The organism is Mumia sp. Pv4-285 (assembly GCF_041320275.1).
GTDB lineage: Bacteria > Actinomycetota > Actinomycetes > Propionibacteriales > Nocardioidaceae > Mumia > Mumia qirimensis.
This window is the reverse complement of record NZ_CP162023.1, coordinates 1,989,576-2,013,080: the sequence shown is the minus strand read 5'-3', so window position 1 is coordinate 2,013,080 and position 23,505 is coordinate 1,989,576. Positions and strand designations below refer to the sequence as shown.

20 protein-coding genes are annotated in these 23,505 nt (G+C 71.1%); 9 read left to right on the top strand and 11 right to left on the bottom strand.

Annotated elements, in window-relative coordinates:
- Positions 1-13 precede the first annotated feature (13 nt).
- Entirely contained in the window at positions 14-430 is a 417-nt protein-coding gene (locus tag AB3M34_RS09680) for an MmcQ/YjbR family DNA-binding protein (RefSeq protein ID WP_370619401.1), read from the top strand.
- Entirely contained in the window at positions 417-1,262 is an 846-nt protein-coding gene (locus AB3M34_RS09675; RefSeq protein ID WP_370619399.1) for a hypothetical protein, read from the top strand. Before AB3M34_RS09680 ends, AB3M34_RS09675 begins: the two co-directional genes overlap by 14 nt.
- Here the strand turns inward: AB3M34_RS09675 and AB3M34_RS09670 are convergent.
- Entirely contained in the window at positions 1,259-4,081 is a 2,823-nt protein-coding gene (locus AB3M34_RS09670; protein ID WP_370619397.1) for a helix-turn-helix transcriptional regulator, read from the bottom strand. The genes AB3M34_RS09675 and AB3M34_RS09670 overlap by 4 nt on opposite strands.
- A gap of 21 nt (positions 4,082-4,102) precedes the next feature.
- On the bottom strand, positions 4,103-4,948 hold the full coding sequence (locus AB3M34_RS09665; RefSeq protein WP_370619395.1) for a sulfurtransferase: 846 nt from the start codon (positions 4,946-4,948) through the stop codon (positions 4,103-4,105).
- Positions 4,949-4,972: 24 nt separating this feature from the next.
- Here AB3M34_RS09665 and AB3M34_RS09660 point away from each other — a divergent pair, with 24 nt between their 5' ends.
- The gene (locus AB3M34_RS09660; protein WP_370619394.1) at positions 4,973-5,629 is read left to right on the top strand and encodes a thymidine kinase; all 657 of its coding nucleotides are present in this window, start codon (positions 4,973-4,975) and stop codon (positions 5,627-5,629) included.
- On the opposite strand, the gene AB3M34_RS09655 is transcribed toward AB3M34_RS09660, so the two are convergent.
- The 5 genes from AB3M34_RS09655 to AB3M34_RS09635 form a co-directional block, all read right to left on the bottom strand.
- Entirely contained in the window at positions 5,626-7,029 is a 1,404-nt protein-coding gene (locus AB3M34_RS09655; RefSeq protein ID WP_370619392.1) for an adenylate/guanylate cyclase domain-containing protein, read from the bottom strand. The genes AB3M34_RS09660 and AB3M34_RS09655 overlap by 4 nt on opposite strands.
- Entirely contained in the window at positions 7,022-8,734 is a 1,713-nt protein-coding gene (locus AB3M34_RS09650) for an FAD-dependent oxidoreductase (protein WP_370619390.1), read from the bottom strand. The genes AB3M34_RS09655 and AB3M34_RS09650 overlap by 8 nt, the downstream gene beginning before the upstream one ends.
- A gap of 53 nt (positions 8,735-8,787) precedes the next feature.
- Positions 8,788-9,915 carry an alkaline phosphatase family protein gene (locus tag AB3M34_RS09645; RefSeq protein ID WP_370619389.1) on the bottom strand — a complete coding sequence of 376 codons (1,128 nt, stop codon included), beginning with the start codon at positions 9,913-9,915 and terminating at the stop codon, positions 8,788-8,790.
- Positions 9,912-10,541, bottom strand: a complete 630-nt coding sequence (locus AB3M34_RS09640) for a DUF5998 family protein (RefSeq protein ID WP_370619388.1) — start codon at positions 10,539-10,541, stop codon at positions 9,912-9,914. Before AB3M34_RS09640 ends, AB3M34_RS09645 begins: the two co-directional genes overlap by 4 nt.
- An 80-nt stretch (positions 10,542-10,621) precedes the next feature.
- Entirely contained in the window at positions 10,622-13,378 is a 2,757-nt protein-coding gene (locus tag AB3M34_RS09635) for a GNAT family N-acetyltransferase (RefSeq protein WP_370619386.1), read from the bottom strand.
- A gap of 140 nt (positions 13,379-13,518) precedes the next feature.
- Between AB3M34_RS09635 and AB3M34_RS09630 the strand changes: the two genes are divergently transcribed.
- Positions 13,519-15,975: a DNA gyrase/topoisomerase IV subunit A gene (locus tag AB3M34_RS09630; protein WP_370619384.1), complete on the top strand. Its 2,457-nt coding sequence runs from the start codon at positions 13,519-13,521 to the stop codon at positions 15,973-15,975.
- An 8-nt stretch (positions 15,976-15,983) separates the two neighbouring features.
- Here AB3M34_RS09630 and AB3M34_RS09625 read toward each other — a convergent pair whose 3' ends face one another.
- Positions 15,984-16,403: a VOC family protein gene (locus AB3M34_RS09625; RefSeq protein ID WP_370619382.1), complete on the bottom strand. Its 420-nt coding sequence runs from the start codon at positions 16,401-16,403 to the stop codon at positions 15,984-15,986.
- 52 nt (positions 16,404-16,455) lie between these two features.
- On the opposite strand from AB3M34_RS09625, the gene AB3M34_RS09620 reads away from it, so the two are divergent.
- From AB3M34_RS09620 to AB3M34_RS09610, 3 genes are all read left to right on the top strand, one after another.
- Positions 16,456-17,157 carry an LppX_LprAFG lipoprotein gene (locus AB3M34_RS09620; RefSeq protein ID WP_370619380.1) on the top strand — a complete coding sequence of 234 codons (702 nt, stop codon included), beginning with the start codon at positions 16,456-16,458 and terminating at the stop codon, positions 17,155-17,157.
- Between the two features lie 71 nt (positions 17,158-17,228).
- On the top strand, positions 17,229-18,938 hold the full coding sequence (locus tag AB3M34_RS09615; RefSeq protein ID WP_370619378.1) for an MFS transporter: 1,710 nt from the start codon (positions 17,229-17,231) through the stop codon (positions 18,936-18,938).
- A 9-nt stretch (positions 18,939-18,947) separates the two neighbouring features.
- Positions 18,948-19,490 carry a beta-class carbonic anhydrase gene (locus AB3M34_RS09610; protein WP_370619377.1) on the top strand — a complete coding sequence of 181 codons (543 nt, stop codon included), beginning with the start codon at positions 18,948-18,950 and terminating at the stop codon, positions 19,488-19,490.
- 36 nt (positions 19,491-19,526) lie between these two features.
- Here the strand turns inward: AB3M34_RS09610 and AB3M34_RS09605 are convergent, their stop codons facing one another.
- The gene (locus tag AB3M34_RS09605; protein WP_370619375.1) at positions 19,527-21,602 is read right to left on the bottom strand and encodes a DNA gyrase/topoisomerase IV subunit B; all 2,076 of its coding nucleotides are present in this window, start codon (positions 21,600-21,602) and stop codon (positions 19,527-19,529) included.
- Positions 21,603-21,915: 313 nt separating this feature from the next.
- On the opposite strand from AB3M34_RS09605, the gene AB3M34_RS09600 reads away from it, so the two are divergent.
- Entirely contained in the window at positions 21,916-22,149 is a 234-nt protein-coding gene (locus tag AB3M34_RS09600) for a DUF7455 domain-containing protein (protein ID WP_370619374.1), read from the top strand.
- A 78-nt stretch (positions 22,150-22,227) separates the two neighbouring features.
- Here AB3M34_RS09600 and AB3M34_RS09595 read toward each other — a convergent pair whose 3' ends face one another.
- The gene (locus tag AB3M34_RS09595) at positions 22,228-22,353 is read right to left on the bottom strand and encodes a hypothetical protein (protein ID WP_370619372.1); all 126 of its coding nucleotides are present in this window, start codon (positions 22,351-22,353) and stop codon (positions 22,228-22,230) included.
- Between the two features lie 420 nt (positions 22,354-22,773).
- Positions 22,774-22,896, bottom strand: a complete 123-nt coding sequence (locus AB3M34_RS09590) for a hypothetical protein (RefSeq protein ID WP_370619370.1) — start codon at positions 22,894-22,896, stop codon at positions 22,774-22,776.
- Positions 22,897-23,006: 110 nt separating this feature from the next.
- On the opposite strand from AB3M34_RS09590, the gene AB3M34_RS09585 reads away from it, so the two are divergent.
- The gene (locus AB3M34_RS09585; protein ID WP_370619368.1) at positions 23,007-23,489 is read left to right on the top strand and encodes a DUF456 domain-containing protein; all 483 of its coding nucleotides are present in this window, start codon (positions 23,007-23,009) and stop codon (positions 23,487-23,489) included.
- Positions 23,490-23,505: the final 16 nt, after the last annotated feature.

Below are 23,505 nucleotides of genomic sequence, written 5' to 3'. Positions count from 1 at the left end.
CGAGGAGGCCCAGATGGCACGGTCGCGGAAGGCACGCGAGTCCGACATCGACGAGATCGCGCTCGCCCTGCCTCGTACGGTCAAGGTCCCCGGCTGGGGCGGCCTGCCGTCGTACCAGGTGAGCAAGAAGTTCTTCGTCGGCTACCGCTCCCCACGCCCCGACGCGGTCGATGCCGAGACCGGCCAGCGGCTCACCGACGTCCTCGTCTTCCGGGTGCCCGACGAAGGCGACAAGCTCGCCCTCGTCCAGGGTGACGGCCCGTGGTTCACGACCCCGCACTTCGACGGCTACAACGCGGTCCTGCTGCGCCTCGCCCACCTCGGCACCCTGACCCGCGGGGAGCTCGCCGAGGTGATCGAGGACGCCTGGCGATCGCAGGCTCCGAAGACGGTCGTCAAGAAGTGGGAGGCCGAGCGTGGAGGCCACTGACGCTGCGATCCGCGGCGCGCTTCGGACCCGTCTGGCAGGCATCGCCACGGCTGTCCTGGTGTCCGCGGGTGCCGCAGCTGTCGCCGCCGCCGTGTCCATGGTCAACCCATATGGTGGCGCGCACACCCTCGCGCGCGCCAGCGACGTCGTGAGCTCGCAGCCCCACGTCGAAGCAGTGGTCGTCGACCCCGAGGAACTACCGGAGTCGATCGACGTCTGGGGCGATGTCGTGGCCCAACTGCCCGACGGGTCGTACGCCCGGGTGTGGAGACTCGACGCGGGATTCCTCTCGATCTTCTTCGGAGGCCCGGACGCGGGAGAGCGCCTCGAAGTCGCGGTCGACCCGGACGAGCCGACGTGGGCGGCCAGCGTCGACGACGCCCAGGCTTCGCTTCTCGATCGCGCTCGCTATGTCTTGTTCGAGCTCGGTCCGCTCGCAGTCCTCCCCATTCTCCTTCTGCGTATCCTCCTCGGGCTGGGCGCCCCGATCCCCCTGCGCGCCTACCGCACCCTGCGTCGCCCTCGCGACCGTGCCGAGGCCGAAGTGGTGACGCTCATGCGCAGCCGCAAGGGCAGCGACCAGCGCGTCACCCTCCGCATCCGAGTGGGCGACAGCGAGTACAGCTGGGATGCCACCCTTCCGAACGACTGCGTCCCGTACGTCGGCGGCACGCTCGACCTGCGCGGGGAGATCCGAGACGGTGGCTGGGTTATGGCGGTCGACCCTCAGCACGGGACGGCGTATCCCCGCGCGCGTCTCCGGAAGTGGGGATCCGAGCCGCCCGTGACGACGTGGCACCCCTCGCCCGGATCGAACGCCCTGACCAGCTAAGCGCCGCTCACCGAACGCGCCTTCACTGCCGCCTCCGTACGGCTCGCCACTCCGAGCTTCCGCAGGATCGCCGACACGTGCACGGATGCGGTCTTGGGGCTGATGAAGAGTCGCTCGGCGATCTGCCCGTTGGTGAGGCCGTCCGCCACCAGCTCGAGGACCTGGCGCTCGCGGTCGGTGAGCTCGTCGCCGTCGCCCCGTCGCGGTGCCCGAAGGCCGACCGACGACAGCGTCGCCTCGGCCTGGTCGGCGACGAGCCCGCAGCCGATGGCGCGTGCCGCCTCGACCGCTTCCGCGAGCCGATCGCGCGCCGCCGCACGGTCACCGTCAGCGAGGAGCGCCTCTCCGTCGCGCAGCAACGCGTAAGGGCGGACGTGCGCCGGGCCCCCGTCGAGATCGACGACCACCGACCAGGGTGCCTCGCCCAGTTCCGCGGCGAACACTGCCGCCCAGAGCTCGAACCTGCTCGTGTGCGTGCACTTGGCGAGGAGGGCACGGTACGGGGAGATGTCCGGCCCCTCCGCTCCCGGGGAACGGCGGAGCATCGCCACAGCCCGCGCCGCGACCGCGAGCATCGACGGGTCGTACGCGGAGTCGCGCGGGCGATCGGGTGCGAGGACCACGTCGGTGATGAGCTGCAGTGCTAGCTCCGGGTCGTCGCGCAGCAGCGCGAGATGGGCCATCGTCTCTGCGACGCGGGTCCGGACCTGCGCCTCGAGCCGACCGACGCGAGCCCACTCGGCCTCGCTCGACCGCACGAGCGTCTCGGCCGCGTCGACGTCGCCGCGCCACATCAGCAGCCACGCCCACCGCTCCCGCAGGTAGACGGCGAAGGCACTCGACGACACGAGCGGGACGGACTGCTCGTACCAGGCCTGCGCCCGGTCCCACTGGCCGAGCGCGATCATGCACTCCGCCATGTTGCCCTCGAGCATCGCGGCGCTGCTCCACCCGGCGCCGAGCGCGTGCGACCGGCGCGCGCCCTCCTCGGCCAGCGCGAACGCGCGCGCGTACTGGCCCCGGACCAGGTAGGCGTGAGAGGTGTTGGTGAAGTAGCGCCCGAGCGGCATCCAGACGTCTCCGGCAAGCTGGCGAGCGAGCTCGAGGTCGTCGAAGCCGCCTTCGTCGCCCTTGTCCACGACCCGGCTCACCCCACGCATGTTGAGAGCGAGCGACGCCTGGGGCATCGCGCCGACGGCGATCGCCGTGTCATAGCACTCGGTGGCGTATGCGACGGACTCGGAGGCACGTCCGTCGAGCATCGCGTCGCGCGCCTTGGAGACCAGGAGCGCCACCCGTACGTCGTCACGCGTGCCTGGTGGCACGAGCGCCAGCCCTCGCTCGAGCAGGACGCGCCCCTCCTCGCTGCCGGACTGCGCCATGATCACCGCCGCGTCGTCGAGCGCGAGGGCGAGGCCGTACCGGTCGTCTTCAGGCCACTCGTCGAGCGCCTGCCGGCTGAGCGCCACCGCACGGTCGAGCCGGGTGGTCGCCGCCACCGCGTCGGCGACGCGGATCAGCAGACCGTGGTGAGAGAGCCCTGCGACGTCCGAGGCGTCGGGCACCATCTCCCAGAGCTCCAGGGCGCGCTCGCCCAAGGAAGCCGCCGTCGTCCGTGATCCGGCGGCGTCCGCCGCTCCGAACGCCGTGACGGCGGTCGCCAGCGCCCGGTCGAGCACCCGGGCCTTCCACCAGTGGTCGGCGATCTCCGACAGCCGCGACACCGTCGACGGCAAGGTCGCGAGCGCCGCCGCGTAGTCGGAGTGCAGCCGCCGCCGCTCCCCGGGCAGCAGCTCGGTGTAGACCGCCTCCTGGACCAGCGCGTGCCTGAACGCGTACGCGTCGCCGTCACCGACGAGCACCGCCGCCTCCACGGCCTCGCGGGCAGCGGCTTCGGTGTCGGTGAGGGTGTCGGCGCCGAGGGCGTCGGCCAGCAGGTCGTACGGCGCGCGCAGCCCTGCGGCGGCCACCCACCGGCAGAACTCCTGCGCGGTCGGCGACAGACGCCGGTAGCGGAGCAGCAACAGGTCGCGCAGCGACTCGGGCAGCGACGAGCCCAAGGACCCCAGCAGCTCCTCGACGTAGAAGGGAACCCCGTCGCTGCGCTCGATCAGGTCGGCGAGGCCCGGCCCCAGCTCGTCGGTGTCGAGCAGCGCGGAGGCGAGCTGCGCCACCTCGGCGCGGTCGAGCCGTCGGAGGTCGATCCGGGTGACCACCCTCGACCGCTCCAGCTCGGCGATCACGCCCCGCAACGGGTGGCCACGGCCGACGTCGTCGCTGCGGTAGGTGACGACGAGGAGCATCGACGTGTCGCCGGCGACACGGGCAAGTCGGTCGACCGTGGCCCGGGTGGTGTCGTCCGACCAGTGCAGGTCCTCGACGACCACGACGAGCGGGCGGCTCCGCGCGACCTCGACGAGGAGCCCGGCGACGACCTCCGGCAGGCGCCCGGGCATGACGTCCGGGCGCACGTCGATGAGGCGTGGCGCGATCAGCCCGAGCGCGTCGGCTCCCGGCCCGGCGGCAGCGAGCGTCTCGTCGACCCCCAGGGCACCCACGACGTCGCGGAGCACGCCCTCGAGCGCCGCGTACGGGATCGGACCCGAGCTGGAGCCCGCGCACGTGCCCCTGACCACGAGGGTGGCGCCGTCGTCGCGAACCGACAGCGTGAGCTCGTCGACGAGGCGGCTCTTGCCGATGCCCGCCTCGCCGGCCACGACGAACGTCCGCGACGCACCCGCGCGCACCTCGGCGAGCGCCGCCTCGAGCGCCCCGAGCTCGGCTGCGCGGCCTACGAGGGGTGCTCGGACTCGAGACATGGCTCCATCGTGCCCCACCGCTCAGACAGACTCCACGCCGGTCGCGACCGGCCGATCGGGGTCGCTCACCCACTCGCTCCACGAGCCGGCGTACAGCGCCGCGTCCACACCGGCGCGGCGCAGTGCCAGCACCTCGTGGGCCGCCGTCACCCCGGAGCCGCAGTACGCGGCCACCTCGACACCGGCGACGGCGCCGAGCCCGGCGAAGCGGTCGGCGAGCTCGCCGCCCGCCCGCCAGCGGCCGTCGGCGTCGACGTTGGCGAAGGTCGGCGCGCTCACCGCACCCGGGACGTGCCCGGCGACCGGGTCGATCGGCTCCACCTCCCCGCGATAGCGCTCGGCGACCCGCGCGTCGAGCAGCACGCCCTCCCGTGCCACCCGTGCCGCACCCGCAGCATCGACCAGCGGCAGGTGCCCGGGCTCCGCGACGAAGTCCCCCGGCTCGGGGGACGGCGGGTCGGACGACGTCGGCTCCCCCGCGGCGACCCAGGCCGCGTACCCACCGTCGAGCAGCCGTACGTCGGGGTGGCCGTGGTACGTCAGCAGCCACCACGCCCGGGCGGCCGACGTCCCGTCCGCGGCGTCGTACACGACCACTGGAGTCCCACCCCGTACGCCGTGGACTCGCATCGCCGCCGCGAACCGCGCCGGATCGGGCAGCGGGTGCCGACCCCGGGTGCCGTCGCCAGGCGGGTCAGCCAGCTCGGTGTCCATGTCCACGTACGCCGCTCCCGGCACGTGGCCGGCGTCGTACTCCTCGCGTCCGGGCGCGCCACCCAGGGCGTACCGGACGTCGAGGACGACCACGTCCTGCGCCGCGAGCATGAGCGCCAAGTCTCCGACCGTCACCACGGGATCCGCCGCCATGCCGACACGGTAGCCTCATGCCTCGTGGCGAGCCTGCTCTTCTTCACCGGGACCATGGACAGCGGCAAGTCGACGCTGGCCCTCCAGACGAACCACAACCACGCCGCGCGCGGGCGTGTCGGGCGAATCTTCACGAGCCGCGACCGGGCCGGCGACGGACGCCTCTCCAGCCGTCTCGGCCTCTCCACCGAGGCGATCGAGGTCGACCCGGCGTTCGACTTCTGGGAGTACGTCGTCAGCTCGCTCACCGCCGGCGGGCGGATCGACTACGTGATCGCCGACGAGGCCCAGTTCTACACCAAGGAACAGGTCGAGGCGCTGGCCCGGATCGCCGACGAGCTGCAGATCGACGTCTTCGCGTTCGGGATCCTCACCGACTTCCGCACGCGGTTGTTCGAGGGGTCTGCCCGCCTCGTCGAGCTCGCCGACCGCATCCAGCCGCTCCAGGTCGAGGCGCTGTGCTGGTGCGGCAAGCGCGCGACCCACAACGCCCGCACCGAGAACGGCGTCATGGTCACGGAGGGCGACCAGATCGTCGTCGGAGACGTGGACGAGCCCGGGTTCCCGACGCCGAACGTCGGGTACGAGGTGCTCTGCCGCCAGCACCACCGCCGCCGGATGACGACAGCCCGCGCCCGTGCAGTGACGACCCTGAACGACCCGCTGCCCTTCGGCGGCTAGCGCGGCGCGGCGTCGAGGCCGACGATCCGGAACACCTCGACGGGCTGCGCCTTGCCCTTCAGCTCGAGGAACCCGAGCGGCTCCGACTGCGCGTCCGGCAGCAGCGCCAAGGTCGCCGCACTGACGGCGACCCCGCCCGCCGGCGCCTTTCCCTCGATCCGGCTGGCGGTGTTGACGGTGTCGCCGATGACCGTGTGGGTCCGCCCGCCCGCGGTGCCGAGCACGCTCACCGACACCGGACCGGAGCTGATCCCGACCCTGAACCGGGGCCAGTCCGGGTGCTCCTCGAGCACGGACGCGGTCGCCTCCTGGAGCGCGAGACCGGCGAGGGCCGCCCGACGCGCGTGGTCCGGCTGGTCACCTCGGCGGTTGAAGGTGACCATGAGCGCGTCGCCGATGATCCGGTCCACGTCGCCGCCGTACCGTCCCGCCACCGCCGGCACGGCGACCTCGAAGAACACGTTGAGCATCTGCGTGACCTCGCGCGGCTCGTGCGCCTCCGAGAACGTGGTGAAGCCCTGGAGGTCCGCGAACAGGATGCTCATGTCGCGCTCCCCCTCCGTCGTGTCGTCCAGGTAGAGGCCCGCGAAGCGTTCCTCGTGCCACTGCGCGCGGGCGGTGACGGCGACGAGCACGACGGCGGCCAGCATCAGGAGGTGCCACTCCCACCACGACAGGTGCCAGCTGCGCGAGAAGGCGACCGCGACCGAGGCCTCGGCGAGCAGCACGAACGCCGACGCGACAGCGAGCGGCAGCGCAGAGCGGCGCTCTCGCCAGATGCCGAGGTAGCGCCAAGCTGCTACCGCGTACCCGACGATCGCCGCACCGGCGAACGCCGTCAGCAGGCCGTCGACCTGCTCGGGCACCGCACCGGTGTCGAACGGCCAGATCTGGGCGAGCGACAGGACGGCCCACCCGAGCGCCAGGGCCACGATCACGCCGCGCAGCAGCGGCGCACGGCGTACGACCGCGACGTCGCGCTCCCCGCTCAGGTTGCTCCCGGACCACACCGCGAAGACCGCGCCCAGAGCCAGGCCGGCCGGCGTCGCGAGGACGAAACCGGCGTTGGGTGTGTCCAGCAGCACCTTCGGCGTCGCCAGCGCGTGCAGCCCGAGGAACGCAGCGGTCACGAGGAACGCGTACGCGGCGAGCAGGACGCGAGCGTCGCCGCGACGCTGGGCCGCCGTCCCCATCACGGATGCGAGGACGGCGCTGGTCGCGGCCGCGGCGAGGACGATCCAGAAATGAGCGGGATGGTCCTCCCAGACGATGTCGATCTCCGGGCGCCACAGCAGCAGGCCGAGCCCGAGCAGCGGCAGCGCGAGACACACCGTGACCGCGGCGAGGCCGGCACGCTGGGACGACGGCGTGCCGCCGTGGACCGCCCGGCGCTCAGACATCGCCCTCGGCCAGGCACTCGTGGACCTGCGAGACGACGACCGACCCCTCGCCGACCGCCGAGGCGACGCGCTTGACCGAGCCAGCCCGCAGGTCACCGACCGCGAACACGCCCGGCAGGGTCGTCTCGTACGGCCGCGGCGGACGCGCGCGCGACCAGGTGCCGACGATCGCGGCATCGGCCCCGGCGAGCACGAAGCCCCGCGGGTCCCGCACCACCGCGTCCGGGAGCCAGTCGGTCCTCGGCTGGGCGCCGATCATCGCGAAGAGCCCGTCGGCCCGCTCGACGTCCTCGAGACCGGTGGTCCGGTCCCGGACGACGACGTTCTCGAGCCAGCCCTCACCACCGCCGCCGACCACCTCGGTCCCGGTCCGCACGGTGATGTTGTCGGTCGCGGCGATGGCGTCGACGAGGTACTTCGACATGCCGGCCTCGATCGTTTCCGAGCGGATCGACAGCGTGACGTGGGCGCAGTAGCGAGCCAGGTGGAGGACTGCCTGGCCCGCGGAGTTGCCGCCTCCGACGACGACAGCGCGTCGCCCGGTCATCGCGTGCGCCTCCGAGACGCTGGCACCGTAGAACACACCCGACCCGCTGAAGGCCTCCAGGGCGGGGACGCCCATCCTGCGGTACGAGACGCCGGACGCGAGGACGACGGCACGGGCCGTCACGGTGCCCACGCCGCTGACCTCGACCTCGAAGCCGCCCGTGTCCCGGCGTCGCAGGGCGACGACCTCCCGCATGAACAGCACGTGGGCCCCGAACACCCACGCCTGCTGGTAGGCGCGCTGAGCGAGCTCCGCCCCGCTGATGCCTCGCGAGAAGCCCAGGTAGTTGCGGATCAGCGAGCTGGACCCCGCCTGGCCGCCGATCGCCTCCCGCTCGACGACGAGGGTGCGCAGTCCTTCGGACGACCCGTACACCGCTGCCGCCAGGCCCCCCGGACCGGCGCCGACGACCACGAGGTCGAAGTCCCGGTCACCCTCGAGCGTCGTCCGTACGCCCCACGCCTCGGCGATCTCCACGTCGCTCGGGTCCAGGAGGACCGTGCCCCCGATCGCGGGCATCCACACGAGGACGTCGACGCCGTCCAGATCGTGGCCGCCGTCGCGGACGACTCCCTCGACGCCGTCGGCCAGCGCGGTGCCGCGTTCGCGGAACGCGTGGGGCACGCCGTTGCGCAGCAGCATGCTGCGCACCTGGGCGGCTCGCGCCGAGCTGCGGCCCGCCACCACGACGACCTCGCGCATCGTGCTCGCGTCGTTTCGCGACCACTCCTGCACGAACTCGGCGACCGTACGGTGGAACAGCTCGTCGCGGCTCGTCCACGGCTTCAGCACGTAGTAGCTGACGTCACCGACAGCGACCGCCGACAGGATGCTCCGAGCCACCGAGCGGCTCGCCCAGGAACCCCACTCGACGAGCATCGCGCGGCGAGCGTCCGGGTGGAGGGTGCGCGCGGTCGAGAGGACGTCGACGCGGTCCTCGGGGTCGAGGCCGTGGTCGACGAGCACCACGGCGACCGGGGCCGAACGGTCGTGCGCCTGCTCCAGGACGCGTACGGCGTCGGCCGAGGTCAGCTCGCCACGGACCCGGTAGTCCGAGCCGAAGGCACGACCCAGCTCCTCCTCGATGCGCTCGAGGGAGTCGGGATCCCGGTCGACCGCGAGGAGCAGAGGTCGGGCAGTGTCGCCATGACGCGCCATATCGGCACGCTAGACGAGCCCGCGGCTCCGGTGCGCCTACATTGTCCGCCGCGTCACAGGTCGACGAGGAGCGGCACCCGCATCTCGGCCGGGGTGACCGAACCGTGGAACCCTGCCATCTGGAGCTCGATCGCGAAGTGCCGCGACGAGAAGACCCCGAAGTCACCGAGCGCGGCCACGACGACGTCGCCGATCCGAGGGCGTACGCGGTCGTCGATCGGACCGAACCAGCCAGCCGCCTCCGCCTCGTCGCGTGTCAGCACCAGGGCCTGGTCGGCAACCCTGTCGCGCCAGCGCGCGGCGACCTCCTCCTCCGCACCCGAGCGGGTGTAGAGGTGACGGAACCGCGCCTCGCCTGCGAAGACGGTGACGTCGGTGAGCAGGCCGGGCTCGGCCTCCACGTCGAAGCGACCCGCCCGCGGCAGGTCGAGCATGCCGTGGTCTGCGGTGACGACAAGAGCCGTCCCCGGACCGAGCGCGTCGCGCAGGTCGGCCAGGTCGTGGTCGATGCCACGCAGGCGGTCACGCCACTCGGGCGAGGTGGAGCCCTTCTCGTGACCGGTGTGGTCCAGCGTCGACTCGTACGTGTAGACGAGCGACCGGGGCGTCGCCTCGGACGCCTCGACGACCACGTCGAGGCGCTCGTAGACGGAGACGAACGGGTGGAACGGCACGCCGCTCTGGCTGCAGACGGTCAGGCCCGTCCCCTCGAACTCCGCCTTGTTGACCGTGGACGTGGGGATGCCGGCGGCGTCGATCCGCTCGAACATCGTCGGGTGAGGCTGCCACTGGGCGGGGTCGACCTCGGGATCCCAGCGGAGCGAGTTCATGACCCGGTCGGTGCCCGGGATCCGGCTCGTGTAGCCGACGATGCCGTGGCGACCGGGAGGCAGACCGGTGCCGAGGGAGGTGAGGCTCGTGGCCGTGGTCGACGGCAGCCCGGAGCGCAGCGGCTCGCGGTGCAGCAGCGAGGCGAGGTAGGGCGCGGCGTCGGCGTGCTCGGCGAGCAGGTCGTGCCCGAGACCGTCGACGAGCACCACGACGTAGCGGTCGGCAGGCGGCAGACCCAGCACGTCGGTCCAGCTCGGCACGCCCATGGCCGCGGCGATGCTCGGGAGCAGAGACGTGAGGCTGCGTCCGTGGTAGTCGACCGTCGACTGCGCGATGTCGGCCGCGGTCACCGCGGACGGCTCGTCACAGCAGAGAGCTCACGGGCGAACCCCAGCAGCCGCTGCACCGCACCGCCGCCGTCGGCGGCGGCGCTGACCCGCAGCGAGAAGTCGTCGGCGGTCGCCGAGCCGGTGTATCCGTGGTCGGCCTCGCAGTTCGGGTCGGAGCACGCCGCGGGCTCCAGGTCGAGCCTGCGCACTGCGCCCCAGCCGATCGTCAGCAGCGCCTCGGCGGCGTCCTCCGAGGTCACCTCACCGACCGCGGTCGCCGCAGGGACCGTGCGCGTGACGACGACCGAGTCGACGGTCCGCAGCGGAACAGCCTCGGTCGTCGTGGACGTGTACGGCTCGGGCAGCACGTCGTCGGCCGGGTGCTCGTCGGTGTGCGCGAGGACGAGGCGCGTCGGCGTGAGGGTCAGCACCGTCATGTGGCGGCGCACCTCGTCACGGTCGAACGTCGGCTCGTGGTGGAGGACGTAGGCGAGAACCGGCTCGTCGGCCAGTGCGTCGGCGAGCCCCGCCGCGACGACCTGCGGGTAGTAGCCCGTGGTCTCGATGTCGGCGCTGAGCTCCGACGTACGGTCGCGCGCCTGGTCGGGGGTCTCCGCGCGCTGGGGCGACGGGTGTCGGTTGGCCATGCCTCCCAGTCTCCCACTCCCCGCATAGTCCTGGGCGGTCGTCCCCAGGTGCGGTCCCTTCGACCGAGAAGAGGGCCACCTCATGCGTCGGCCATCGTGTCGCCGAGACCGACCGGCGAGCTCAACCGGCGCACGTACCAGTCCCGACGGTTGTCGATCGGCTGGGCGACGCGTGCGCGGGCCTTGAGGACGCGGTGTCCGTCGTGCCCGGCGAGCACCGGCTCGAGGTTGAGCTCCGAGACCTCGGGCAGGTCGTCCTTCAGCGCCGCCACCCGCTGGAGCAGGTCTTCGACGGCTGCGAGATCGGCGCGCGGGCCGCCCCGGTATCCGAACAGCAGCGGCGCCGACTTCAGCTCGCGGACCATCGCCGCGGCGTCGACGTCCGTGACGGGAGGGATCCGGTACGCGCGGTCCTCCAGGAGATCGCTCGCGGCACCCGACAGCGCGAACGACAGGAGCGGGCCGAACAACGGGTCCTCGACGGTGCGGATGGAGATCGGAACCCCGGGTGGGGCCATCTTCTGGACCACGAACATCGCGCGCTCCGCGGGGCCGATGTAGTCGGTCATCGCCGCCCACGCCTCTGCCATGTCGTCCGCGTCGGAGATGTTGCGCCAGACGTGGGTCAGGTCGGGGCGTGCGCGAACGGTGTCGGCGGTCGCCTTGAGGACGACGTTCCAGCCGAACCGCTCACCGGCGGCGACCGCCGCCTCGAGGCTCGGAGCCGGCTCCCAGTCCCACAGGTCGATGCCGTAGAGCCGCAGCAGCTCGTGCACCTCGGCATCGGTCAGCCAGCTGCCGTCAGGGGTCCGCGACAGCGCGGTGCGCACCAGGCTGCTCGCCGCCTCGCGGTCGATGTCGTCGAAGTGCGCGATCTCGCCCTGCTCGCTGCCGGCCCACTCGGCGTAGCTGACGACGCGCGCCAGAGCGCGTACGGCCGACTCCGGCGCCGAGTACGAGGGGACCGAGCCGCGACCGGCGGCGCCCTCCACGTCCGGCACCCTCAGCAGCTCGGGGACGCCCTCGGACCCGAGGAACGTCGACACGATCGGCTTGTCGGACTGCTCCCCCACCGCCGCGAGCACGTTGGCGACGTCGGCGCCCTTGGTGTTCACCGGCGGGATGAAGACGGCCACGATCGCGTCCACGTCGGGATTGTCGATCGCCGCGTCGAGGGCCTTCTCGAAGTCGTCCGCGCTCGCGTTCGCGCCCAACGCGATCGGGTCGGCGACCTTGAGACCCGAGGCGGTCGCGGCGTCGGCGACCAGCAGCGCCAGCGCGTCGGAGTTGCCGACGACCGCGACCCGCGGACCGCGCGGCAGCGGCTGGTGGGCGAGCAGCTGCGCGACGTCGAACATCTCATCGAGCGTGTCGACCTGGATCACGCCGGCCTGGTGGAACATCGCGTCGACCGCCGACTGCGGGGCGGTGGTCTTGCGGACGGCGTGACCGACCGGCACGCCCTGGGTGGACCGGCCGGACTTCACCGCGACAACAGGCTTCTTGCGCCCGACCCGGCGGGCGATCCGCGAGAACTTGCGCGGGTTGCCGATGGACTCGAGGTAGAGGAGCACGACCTCGGTCGCGTCGTCCTCCTCCCAGTACTGGAGGAGGTCGTTGCCGGACACGTCGGCACGGTTGCCGGCCGAGACGAAGGTCGACAGGCCGAGGCCGCGCCTGTCCACGTTCTCCAGGATCGCGAGCCCGAGCGCACCGGACTGGCAGAAGAACCCGACGCGGCCGCGCGGCGGGATCAGCGGGGACAGCGACGCGTTGAGACGCACCTGCGACGACGTGTTGATGACGCCGAGGCAGTTCGGGCCGACCAGGCGCAGCCCGTACGACCGGGCGAGCCCGACCAGGCGACGCTGACGGCGACGCCCCTCGTCGCCGATCTCGGCGAAGCCCGAGGAGATGACGATCAGGCCGTGGACGCCCTTGGCGGCGCAGTCGAGCACGACCTCGGGGACCGACTCGGCCGGCACGGCGATCACCGCGAGGTCGACGTCGCCGGGGATGTCCTGGACCGTCTTGTACGCCGGGAGCCCGGAGACCGCCTCCGCCTGCGGGTTCACCGCGTACACCGCGCCGGCGAAGTCACCCAGCACCAGGTTGCGGATCATGCCCTGGCCGATGGTGTCCTGACGGCGGCTGGCGCCGACCACGGCGACGCTGCGGGCGTTGAAGAAGCGCTCGATCGAGGCTGCCTCGGCTCGGTGCTCGCGGGACTGCATGACCCCGATCGCGGTCTCGGTCGGGTCGATCGGGAAGACGAGACGCATCACGCCGTCCTCGACGCTGCGCTCGACCTGGTAGCCCTGGTCACGGAAGACCTGGATCATCCGCACGTTCTCGGGGAGCACGTCGGCGACGAAGCGGTGGATGCCCATCTCGCGACCGGCCTGCGCCAGGTGCTCGAGGAGCAGCTGGGCGAGCCCCCGGCCCTGCTGGTCGTCCTCCACGAGGAACGCGACCTCCGCCTCGCCGGGCGCGACCGCGTCGTAGCGTCCGACGGCCAGGATGCTCGAGCCGATCGTCACCACGAAGGCGACCCTGCGCTGGTAGTCCACCTCCGTGAAGCGCTTGACGTCACGGCTGGACAGCGTCGGGTACGGCGCGAAGAACCGGTAGTACTTCGACTGCTCCGAGACGCGGGAGTAGAAGGCCACGAGCTCTTCGGCGTCGTCGGGGATGATCGGGCGCAGGTGCGCGGCTCCGCCGTCGCGGAGAACCACGTCCGCCTCCCAGTGCTCGGGATAGCGCTCGTCGGGCTGGTGCTCGGTGGATGGGCGCTCATCGGTCTGGTGATCATCGGTCTGGGCGGGTTCGTCGGCCACACCCAGAATCTACCGTCTGCCACCACCCGTCGTGGCGTCGCAGCCGAAGGGCGTCGGTGTGATGGCCTAATGTTCTGAACGACCCGATCCTGCCCCGAAAGCCTCAGTCCCTGAAAGCCTCAGTCCCCGAAAGGACGTGCATGGCCCGCCGTACGCCGAGCGCCCCGCCGCCAGACGACATCGAGGAGCACATCCTCGACGTGGACGTGCGTGAGGAGATGCGGTCGAGCTTCCTGGAGTACGCCTACTCGGTCATCTACTCGCGGGCCCTGCCCGATGCTCGCGACGGACTGAAGCCGGTCCAGCGACGCATCCTCTACACGATGGACGAGATGAACCTGCGTCCCGACCGCGGTCACGTCAAGAGCGCCCGCGTCGTGGGCGAGGTGATGGGTCGTCTCCACCCGCACGGCGACGGCGCGATCTACGACGCGCTGGTCCGCATGGTCCAGTCGTGGTCGCTGCGGCTCCCGTTCATCGACGGTCACGGCAACTTCGGCTCGCCCGACGACGGCCCGGCGGCCATGCGCTACACCGAGTGCCGCATGGACCACTCCGCGCTCGCGATGACGCAGTCGATCGACGAGAACACCGTCGACTTCCGTCCCAACTACGACGGACGCGAGCAGGAGCCGGTCGTGCTCCCCGCGGCGATCCCCAACCTCCTCGTCAACGGCGCCTCGGGCATCGCCGTCGGCATGGCCACCAACATGGCGCCGCACAACCTCGTCGAGGTCGTCCAGGCGCTGAAGCACCTCATCAAGCGGCCGGACGCCTCCCTCGAAGACCTGATGCGCTTCATCCCGGGTCCCGACCTGCCCACCGGCGGCAAGATCGTCGGGCTCGACGGCATCCGCGAGGCGTACGCGACGGGTCGCGGCAAGTTCATGATGCGTGCCGCAGCCCGTGTCCAGGACATCACGACCCGACGCAAGGGCATCGTGATCACCGAGCTGCCCTACAACGTGGGTCCCGAGAAGGTCATCGAGCGCATCAAGACGCTGGTGCAGTCCAAGAAGCTCACGGGCATCTCGGACCTCAAGAACCTCTCCGAGGCCGACATCAACCTCGTCATCGAGGTCAAGAACGGCTTCAACCCCGACGCGGTGCTCGCCCAGCTCTACAAGATGACGCCGCTGGAGGAGTCCTTCGGCATCAACAACGTGGCCCTCGTGGACGGCCAGCCCCGCACCCTCGGCCTCAAGGAGCTTCTCGAGGTCTTCCTCGGCCATCGCATCGACGTCGTCCGGCGCCGCACCCAGTTCCGGCGCGACAAGGCGATGGACCGCCTCCACATCGTCGAGGGGCGCCTGGTCGCGATCCTCGACATCGACGAGGTCATCCAGCTCATCCGTGCCAGCGAGAACCGCTCCGAGGCTCACGACCGCCTGATCGAGGTGTTCGACCTCTCCGAGGTGCAGGCCGAGGACATCCTCCGCATCCCGCTCGGCAGCCTCACCCGCATGTCACGCATCGAGCTCGAGCGCGAGGCCGACGAGCTCCGCGCGACGATCGAGCAGCTCGAGGCGATCCTCGGCGACGAGCTCCTGCTGCGCGGGCTGGTCTCCGACGAGCTGGGCGAGGTCGCCAAGCAGTTCGGCACCCCCCGCCGTACGGTGCTGCTCGAGAGCGCCGGCCAGACGGTCGCGACCGCCGCCGTGCCGCTCGAGGTGGCCGACGATCCCTGCTACGTCCTGCTGTCCGCCACCGGCCTCCTGGCGCGGACCGCCGACGACACGGTTCCCGAGATCGAGTCCGGACGACACCCGCACGACGTGGTGGCCTCTGCCGTGCGGGCGACCGCGCGCGGCGAGGTCGGCCTCCTCACGTCGGCCGGTCGCGTCGTCAAGCTCGACGTGCTCGACCTCCCCGGCCTGCCGCCGACGGCGGCCTCCCCGTCGCTCCAGGGTGGCGTGCCGTTGGTGGAGGTGGTGAGCCTCGAGGTCGGCGAGCACCCGCTCGCGCTCACGACCTTCGACCCCGACTCCCCCGGTCTCGCACTCGGCACCCGTCAGGGCGTCGTCAAGCGGGTGAAGCCCGAATACCTCCCGAGCAAGGACGCCTGGGACGTCGTGGCGCTGGCCGACGGCGACGAGGTCGTGGGCATCCGCGAGCTCAGGACCGGTGACGAGGAGCTCTGCTTCATCACCACCGACGCCCAGCTCCTGCGCTTCTCGGCGAGCGGCGTGCGACCCCAGGGTCGTACGGGCGGCGGCATGGCCGGCATCAAGCTCGCTGCTGGTGCGTCGGTCCGGTTCTTCGGCGCGTTCGAGGCCGCGGACGATGCCGAGGTCGTGACGGTCGCCGGGTCCGCGGGCGCGCTGCCTGGCAACGAGGCGGGCACGGCCAAGGTCACGCCGTTCTCCGCCTATCCGGCGAAGGGACGAGCAACAGGCGGCGTCCGGTGCCACCGGCTGCTCAAGGGCGAGGACGGTCTCCTGCTCGCGTGGGCGGGCCGTGGTCCCGCGATGGCGTCCGGCTCGGGAGGGGTCGCCGCACCACTGCCCGAGATCGACGAGCGTCGAGACGGCTCCGGCACGCCGGCCCCGCAGCCGCTGCTGTCGGTGGGCAGCCCGGTCGCGACGCAGATCGGCTGACGGTCAGGTCAGCCTTCAGCGCTCCGGTGGTGTGCTTCCTGGACCGCCCAGGAGTTCCCGTCCGGGTCGTCGAAGAAGACGTACGACCAGAAGTCCCGGTGCTGCGGATCCGCACCCGGCACCATCTGGCCGTCCGCGAAGTGGACGATCCCGTCGTTCGGGACTCCGGCTGCCTCGAGGTGCGCGTGGGCGGCCTCGATGTCGTCGACGACGAGGTGCAGTCCCTTCGTCGCTCCGGGCTCCGCGCCGTTCACGCCGATGCCGAACGTGATGGAGCAGCCAGATCCAGGAGGCGTCAGCTGCACGACGCGGAACGTGTCGCTCGGCTGGTGGTCGACGTCGAGATGGAACCCCAGGCCTTCGTAGAACTGCTTGGCGCGATCGATGTCGGTGACGCCGAGGACGACGTTCTCAAGCTTCCAGTCCATCGGATCAGTCCTTTCGTCAGGGGGCACCGGGCGTGCCCCCTATGCTGACGCCATGTCGAAGCGTGCCACCCTTGCGGTCCTTCTGCCCACCCTTGCGCTCTCCGTCATGGGGTGCTCGGGAGAGGACGGCGGCAAGGACGACGGTGGCGGTGCGGACCCCGCCGAGCGGCTGAGCGCAGCCCGCACGGTGCTCGACGACGCGGCGAGCATCGAGCTCGACCTCGCGACGAAGGCGCTGCCGAGCGGCATCACCGGCCTCCTCGACGCCAAGGGCACCGGCACCCACGCTCCAGCCTTCGACGGCGCGGTCACCGTCTCGCTCAAGGGTGTCCCGGTGAAGGCCGACGTCATCTCGGTCGACGGCACCGTCTACGCGAAGACCGGTTTCGCACCCGACTTCCTCCCGCTCGACCCCGCCTCGATCGGCGCCCCCGACCCGGCGGCACTGATGACGGCCGACGGCGGCATCTCCGCGCTGCTCGAGGAGACCGACGATCTCAAGGACGACGGCGAGAGCCGGGACGGTCGCGACGTCCTCACGACCATCACCGGCACGATCTCGGGCGAGGACGTCCGTGCTCTGATCCCGACGGCCCAGGCCGATGCGACCTTCGACGCGACGTACCGTCTCACCGACGACGACGTGCTGCGCGACGTGACGCTCGACGGGCTGTTCTACGACTCCGACGAGGCCGTCGTCTACACGATCGCCGTGACCGCGTCGGACGACGACGTGGAGATCACCGCACCGTGACGCAGGCTTCTCCCTCCCCCGGTTCGACGTCGGTGGACCGGTCCGCGCGCGTCCTCCTCACCCTTGCCGCCGTGGCTGTGGCGTTCGCGGCAGCGGACACGTACGTCGTCGTGCTCGCGCTGCCCGACATGATGACGGCCGCGGGGCTCGGGCTCGACGAGCTCCAGCGGGCGGCGCCGATCGTCTCCGGGTTCCTCCTGGGCTACGTGGCGGTGCTGCCGCTGGTCGGTCGGATCGCCGACCTGCGGGGACGCCGGCCGGTCCTGGTCGGCTCGCTGGTCCTCTTCGCGGTCGGGTCGGTGGTCACGGCTGCGGCCGACGGCCTCGCGCCCATGGTCGTCGGACGCTTCCTGCAAGGCGTGGGAGGCGGCGGGCTCGTTCCCGCCACTCTCGCCCTGGTCGCCGACCTCTGGCCGCCACGTCGCCGAGGAGTGCCGCTCGGCGTCGTCGGGGCGGTTCAGGAGCTGGGCAGCGTCGTCGGCCCCCTGTACGGCGCAGTAGTGCTCGCGGTCGCCGACTGGCGGGCGATCTTCTGGCTCAACTGCGCGGCCGGCCTGGTCCTCGCTGCCGCCATCGCCGTATCCGGCCGCCGCTCCCGCTCGTCGACGCCGCCGCCTTCCCGCTCGTCGGCGCCATCCCTTCCCGACCTCCTCGGCGCCCTCCTGGCAGTGCTCGCCGTCTCAGCGCTCGCGCTGGCGATCGCGCAACCCGCGGCCCTGCGGGACGACGTCGAGATCGGCACGCTCTTCCTCCCGACGCTCGGCGAGTCGCGGTGGACGACCCCGATCGCGCTGATCACCTACGCGCTGATCGCGGCCTTCGTCGTCCGCGAGGCCACCGCTCGGCGTCCCCTGGTCGCCGTACGTACCTGGCCGGCGACGGCCAGGGCGGTCGACCTGCTCGGCGCACTGCTGCTCGCGGTGGTGCTCGGCTGCGTGATCGTCGCGTTCGCGTCGGCCGATCCGGAGCGCAGCGTGGTGTCGCCTGCTGCGCCGTGGCTGCTGGTGATCGCAGCGGGTTCCGCCGTGGCCTTCGTCGTCCGCCAACGCACGGCCAAGGCTCCACTCATCCCGAGCGGCACGTTGCGCGCGCGGCCGGCGTGGGGTGCCCTCGTCGTGTCGCTGTTCGTCGGCGCGGCGTTGATCGCCGCACTCGTCGACGTGCCGTTCTTCGCGCGGCTCACCGAGCACCGCGACTCGCAGCTCGCGGCGGCGCTGGTCCTGGTGGAGTTCCTGATCGCGATCCCGATCGGCGCCGTCATCGGTGGCTACGCGACTCGGCGCGTCCAGCCGGGCTGGATCGCGGCGAGCGGCATGGCGCTCGCCTGCGGCTGCTTCGTCGTGATGGCTGGATGGGAGCGCGACGCTCTCACCCATCCCTCGTCGGTCGTGGTGCTTGCGCTCGCCGGCTTGGGCTTCGGCCTCGCGGTCGCACCGGTCAACGCCGCCCTCCTGGATGCCACGCCGGCACCGACCCACGGGATCGCGTCGGCGCTGGTGGTCGTCGCCCGCATGGTCGGGATGCTCGTCGGCATCTCGGCACTGACCTCGTGGGGACTCAGCGCGTACCACTCGGCTGTCGAGGACATCCCGTCGTTGTCCGAGCTCTGCCCAGGGTCCGACACGACCTGCAAGGCCTACAACGGAGCCTTGATCGATGCCGGGATCGTCCAGCTCAGCACCGTGTTCACCGGCGCGGCGATCTGCGCCGGGATCGCCGCCGTCGCCTCCCTCGTGCTCCTCTCGGGAGGTCGCGCCGACCGCCGAGGCGAGGCGTCGTAGGCTCCCCTCATGACTCCAGGCCCTGACACGCCAGGCTCCGCTACGCACGGCTCGGACAAGGACGGGTTCGCGGATCTGCTCGCCGCGAACCGTGCCTACTCCGACAGCTTCGACCTCGCCGGTTTCGACGGCGTCGCGCGTGCCGGTGTCGCGATCGTGACCTGCATGGACTCCCGGATCGACCCTCTCCGGATGGTGGGTCTCGAACCCGGTGACGCCAAGATCCTGCGCAACCCCGGCGGGCGGGTGACGGAGCAGGTGCTCGTCGCGCTCGTCCTGGGCGCCAACCTGCTGAAGGTCGACCGCGTGATGGTCGTCGAGCACACGCGTTGCGCGATGGCCAGCGCGTCGGAGTCGGCGCTGCAGGCCCGGATCGGCGAGGCGACGGGCACCGACGCGACGTGGATGTTCCTGGGCGCGATCAACGACCAGCGCGCCGAGCTCGCCGAGTCGGTGCACAAGATCAACTCGCACCCGTTGATCCCGCCGCACGTCAAGGCGGGCGGGTTCCTCTACGACGTCGACTCGGGGCTGCTCGAGCACGTCGTGTGAGGGCTGACGCCCAGCGACGTACGCGTCGCAGGACGACTACGCGTCGATGCGGTCGGCATCCAGCTCGTACGCGCCCTGGACGATGAACTCCTTGCGCGGCGCGACCTCGTTGCCCATCAAGAGCTCGAAGACCTCGCTCGCCTCCTCCGCGTCATCGACGGTGAGCCGGCGCAACGTCCGATGCCGAGGATCCATCGTGGTCTCCTTGAGCTGGCTCGCGTCCATCTCGCCGAGGCCCTTGTAGCGCTGGATCGGGTCCTTCCAGCGCATGCCCTTCTTCGTCAGCTCGGCGAGCTTCCGCTGGAGCTCGGGGTCGGAGTACGTGTAGACGTACTTGTCCATCCCCTTCTTCGGGTTCGTCAGCTCGATGCGGTGCAGCGGGGGCACCGCGGAGAAGACACGGCCCGCCTCGACGAACGGCCGCATGTAGCGGAAGAACAGCGTCGCCAGCAGGCAGCGGATGTGGGCGCCGTCGGCATCGGCGTCGGCCATGAAGATGATGCGCCCGTACCGAGCCTGCTCGACGTCGAACGTCCGCCCGGACCCCGCGCCGACGACCTGGATGATCGACGAGCACTCGGTGTTCTTGAGCATGTCGGCGACCGACGACTTCTGGACGTTGAGGATCTTGCCGCGGATGGGGAGCAGCGCCTGGTACTCGGCAGACCGCGCCGCCTTCGCCGTACCGAGCGCAGAGTCACCCTCCACGATGAACAGCTCGCTGCGCTCGTTGTCGTTGCTCCGGCAGTCGGCCAGCTTGGCGGGCAGCGTGCTCGACTCGAGCGCGTTCTTGCGTCGCTGCGTCTCCCGCTGCTGCCGAGCCATCTCGCGGGTCCGGGCCGCCGCGACGACCTTCTCCATGACAGCCCGGGCCTTCGCCTTGTGGGCGGTCTTGTTCGAGGTGAGGAACTCCTTGAGCTGGTCGGACACGACCTTCGTGACGATGCGCGTGACCGGTGGGGTGCCGAGCACCTCCTTGGTCTGCCCCTCGAACTGAGGCTCCGCCAGCCGGACGGTCACGACGGCGGTCAGGCCCTCGAGGATGTCGTCCTTGATGACGTCCTTGTCACCCGCCTTGAGCTGCCGGTTGGCGCGCAGCACGTCGTTGAACGTCTTGGTGAGGGCGCGGTCGAAGCCCGTGATGTGGGTGCCGCCCTTCGGCGTCGCGATGATGTTGACGTACGACCGGGTCACGGTCTCGTAGCCGGTCCCCCACCGCAGTGCCACGTCGACCCCGAGGTCGCGCTCGACGTCCTGCGGCGTCATGTGGCCATGGTCGTCGAGCAGCGGCACGGTCTCGGTGAAGTGGCCGTTGCCCGAGAGGCGCAGGACGTCGGAGACCGCAGGGTCGGGAGCGAGGAACTCGCAGAACTCGGTGATGCCGCCCTCGTGCTTGAACGACTCCTTCTGGGGGACGTCGCCTCGCTCGTCGCTGAGGACGATCTCGAGACCGGGCACCAGGAACGACGTCTGGCGGGCGCGCGCGACGAGGTCGTCGTACGAGAACTCGGCGCCCTTGATGAAGATCTGGTGGTCGGCCCAGTAGCGGACCCGCGTGCCGGTGGTCGTCTTCTTGATCCGACCGAGCTTGCGCAGGCCGCTCTCGGGCGTGAACGTCGCGTCGGGGCCGTCGCCGGCGAACGAGCCGGGAGCGCCACGACGGAACGACATCTCCCAGCGCCCGCCATCCTTGGCGACCTCGACGTCGAGCCGCTCGGACAACGCGTTGACCACCGAGGCGCCGACGCCGTGCAGGCCACCGGTCGCGACGTACGATCCACCGCCGAACTTGCCACCCGCGTGCAGCTTGGTGAAGACGACCTCGACGCCACTCAGGCCCGTCTTGGTCTCGGTGTCGACCGGGATGCCGCGCCCGTTGTCCTGGACCTCGACCGAACCGTCCGGGTGCAGGACGACCTCGATCCGGTCGCAGAAGCCGCCCAGGGCCTCGTCGACCGCGTTGTCGATGATCTCCCACAGGCAGTGCATGAGACCACGGGTGTCGGTGGAGCCGATGTACATGCCGGGCCGCTTGCGGACGGCCTCCAGGCCTTCGAGGACGAGCAGGTTGCGGGCGTTGTACTCGGTGTCGATGACTGTCTCCTTGTCCACGTGCCCCGGGACCGTCCGGCGCGACGGTGCCAATCTACCGACGCCGTCCGACGGACCTGCCTCACGCCGCCCCGGACGGCTTCGGCGTGTCGTGCGCCACACCGCTCTCGGTGACGTGGATGGGTTGCGGACTCCGGGTACGTTCGAGGTGTCGGCACAGCTGCATCGAAGCCGATGTCGGAACGACTCGCCCGACTCACCGGCGGGGGAACACCGACTCGTGGTTGGATGTTGCACCAGGTGGAGGCGAGAGCCCCCACCCAAGCTGGAACCGTTGCTCAAGAACTCGATTGCTCAAGAGAAGAGGTCAGACGTGACAACTACTGTCGCCCCCACCGCTGCCCTCAGCGCCGCTGATCGTTGCGACCGTTGTGGAGCCCAGGCCTACGTACGAGCCGAGCTCGCCAGCGGCTTCGAGCTCTTGTTCTGCGCCCACCACGCCCGTGCGCACGACGAGAAGCTTCGTGAGGTCGCCGCGACCATCCACGACGAGAGCGACCGCCTCACGACCACCACCCCGGCGACGGCGCCGGCCGAGGAGCACTGACCTCGAGCACGACCTGACCCAGCATGACCTCGTACGAGGGCCCCGCACCGATGGTGCGGGGCCCTCGTCGTTCGTGGTTCAAGGACATCCCGTACGGCCGAAGCTCACCGTGGACCCGTCGGCGTCCGGCGTGAAGCGGTAGCAGACGTACTCGGTCTCGGGAGGCTCGAACACCTTCTCGACCCTGCGCTCGTAGCGCACCACGACCTCGATCTCGTCGCCGTCGCGCGAGCCGGCGGTGCCGACGACCTCCCCCTCGCGGACCCAGGTGCTGAGCCTCTCCCCCGTCTCAGCCCCGCGGAGCCACAGCCGGCGAGGGCGAGGAGAAGGGCGGTCACGAGGGCCAGGACGACGCGTCGGATCACCGATTCAGCATGAACCTCCGACGAGACCCCCGGCCAGTGCGGGACTACTCAACTCGGAGGTGCGTCCTCAGGGCGAGCCGCGCCAGGCTAGCTACCCTGACTCCGAGCTCACCGCCACGCCTGGCACGCCTGAGAACGACGCGGATGTCGGAACCACCTTCGACACCTCCGAGAGAGGCGACCGAGCGAGGAGCCATGCGGATGGCCGAGCCACCGAAGTACCGCTTGCCGCGCACCCGCTTCATCGCGCCCGTCCGCCTCAGCGCGCGATCGTCGTACGGTCGTCGTCCTCGCTCGACGAGGCAGGCGCGCCTCCACCGATGCTGATCGTCAGCGCCGCTGCGATCGCCGCCACGGCTGCACTGCGGACAGGTCTTTCCACGCGACTCCTTCAGTGACGACGCGCAGGAGCGCGACATCCGAACTGCTTTGTACCGGACGACGTATCCCATCGGAAGTCCCTCCCAGGTCTCGATCTGGCACCCTTCCCCCATGGGAACCCTCGGCACCGTCCTCGTCGGCCTCGCGATCGTCGTGGGGCTGGCGGGCATCATCGTGCCGATCCTGCCCGGCTCACTGCTCATCTTGGTCGCGATCGGAGTGTGGGCGATCGGTGTCGGCGAGCCGACCGGCTGGGTCGTGCTCGGGCTGGCAACGCTCGTGTACGCCGTCGCGCTGGTCGTGCAGTACGCGATCCCCGGCAAGCGCCTGAACCGTGCCGGTGTGCCGGGTCTCGCCATGCTCGTCGGCGGACTCTGCGGCATCGTCGGCTTCTTCGTGATCCCGTTCGTGGGGCTGTTCGTGGGCTTCGTCCTGGGCGTGTATCTCTTCGAGGTCGGCCGCAACCGCACCCACACCGCCGCATGGGAGTCGACGAAGCACGCGATGAAGGCCGCTGGTCTCTCGATCCTCATCGAGCTCGCGGGGGGGCTCGTGTCTGCGACCCTCTGGGTCGTCGGCGTCGTCCTGGTCTGAGCTGGCCGACCCGTAC

What these genes read in the sequence shown, in the direction of transcription:
- AB3M34_RS09665 (WP_370619395.1), bottom strand. Translation starts at nt 4,948, where the DNA reads ATGGCGGCGGATCCCGTGGTGACGGTCGGAGACTTGGCGCTCATGCTC.
- AB3M34_RS09670 (WP_370619397.1), bottom strand. Translation starts at nt 4,081, where the DNA reads ATGTCTCGAGTCCGAGCACCCCTCGTAGGCCGCGCAGCCGAGCTCGGG.
- AB3M34_RS09630 (WP_370619384.1), top strand. Translation starts at nt 13,519, where the DNA reads ATGGCCCGCCGTACGCCGAGCGCCCCGCCGCCAGACGACATCGAGGAG.
- AB3M34_RS09640 (WP_370619388.1), bottom strand. Translation starts at nt 10,541, where the DNA reads ATGGCCAACCGACACCCGTCGCCCCAGCGCGCGGAGACCCCCGACCAG.
- AB3M34_RS09585 (WP_370619368.1), top strand. Translation starts at nt 23,007, where the DNA reads ATGGGAACCCTCGGCACCGTCCTCGTCGGCCTCGCGATCGTCGTGGGG.
- AB3M34_RS09655 (WP_370619392.1), bottom strand. Translation starts at nt 7,029, where the DNA reads ATGTCTGAGCGCCGGGCGGTCCACGGCGGCACGCCGTCGTCCCAGCGT.
- AB3M34_RS09650 (WP_370619390.1), bottom strand. Translation starts at nt 8,734, where the DNA reads ATGGCGCGTCATGGCGACACTGCCCGACCTCTGCTCCTCGCGGTCGAC.
- AB3M34_RS09680 (WP_370619401.1), top strand. Translation starts at nt 14, where the DNA reads ATGGCACGGTCGCGGAAGGCACGCGAGTCCGACATCGACGAGATCGCG.
- AB3M34_RS09610 (WP_370619377.1), top strand. Translation starts at nt 18,948, where the DNA reads ATGACTCCAGGCCCTGACACGCCAGGCTCCGCTACGCACGGCTCGGAC.
- AB3M34_RS09620 (WP_370619380.1), top strand. Translation starts at nt 16,456, where the DNA reads ATGTCGAAGCGTGCCACCCTTGCGGTCCTTCTGCCCACCCTTGCGCTC.
- AB3M34_RS09625 (WP_370619382.1), bottom strand. Translation starts at nt 16,403, where the DNA reads ATGGACTGGAAGCTTGAGAACGTCGTCCTCGGCGTCACCGACATCGAT.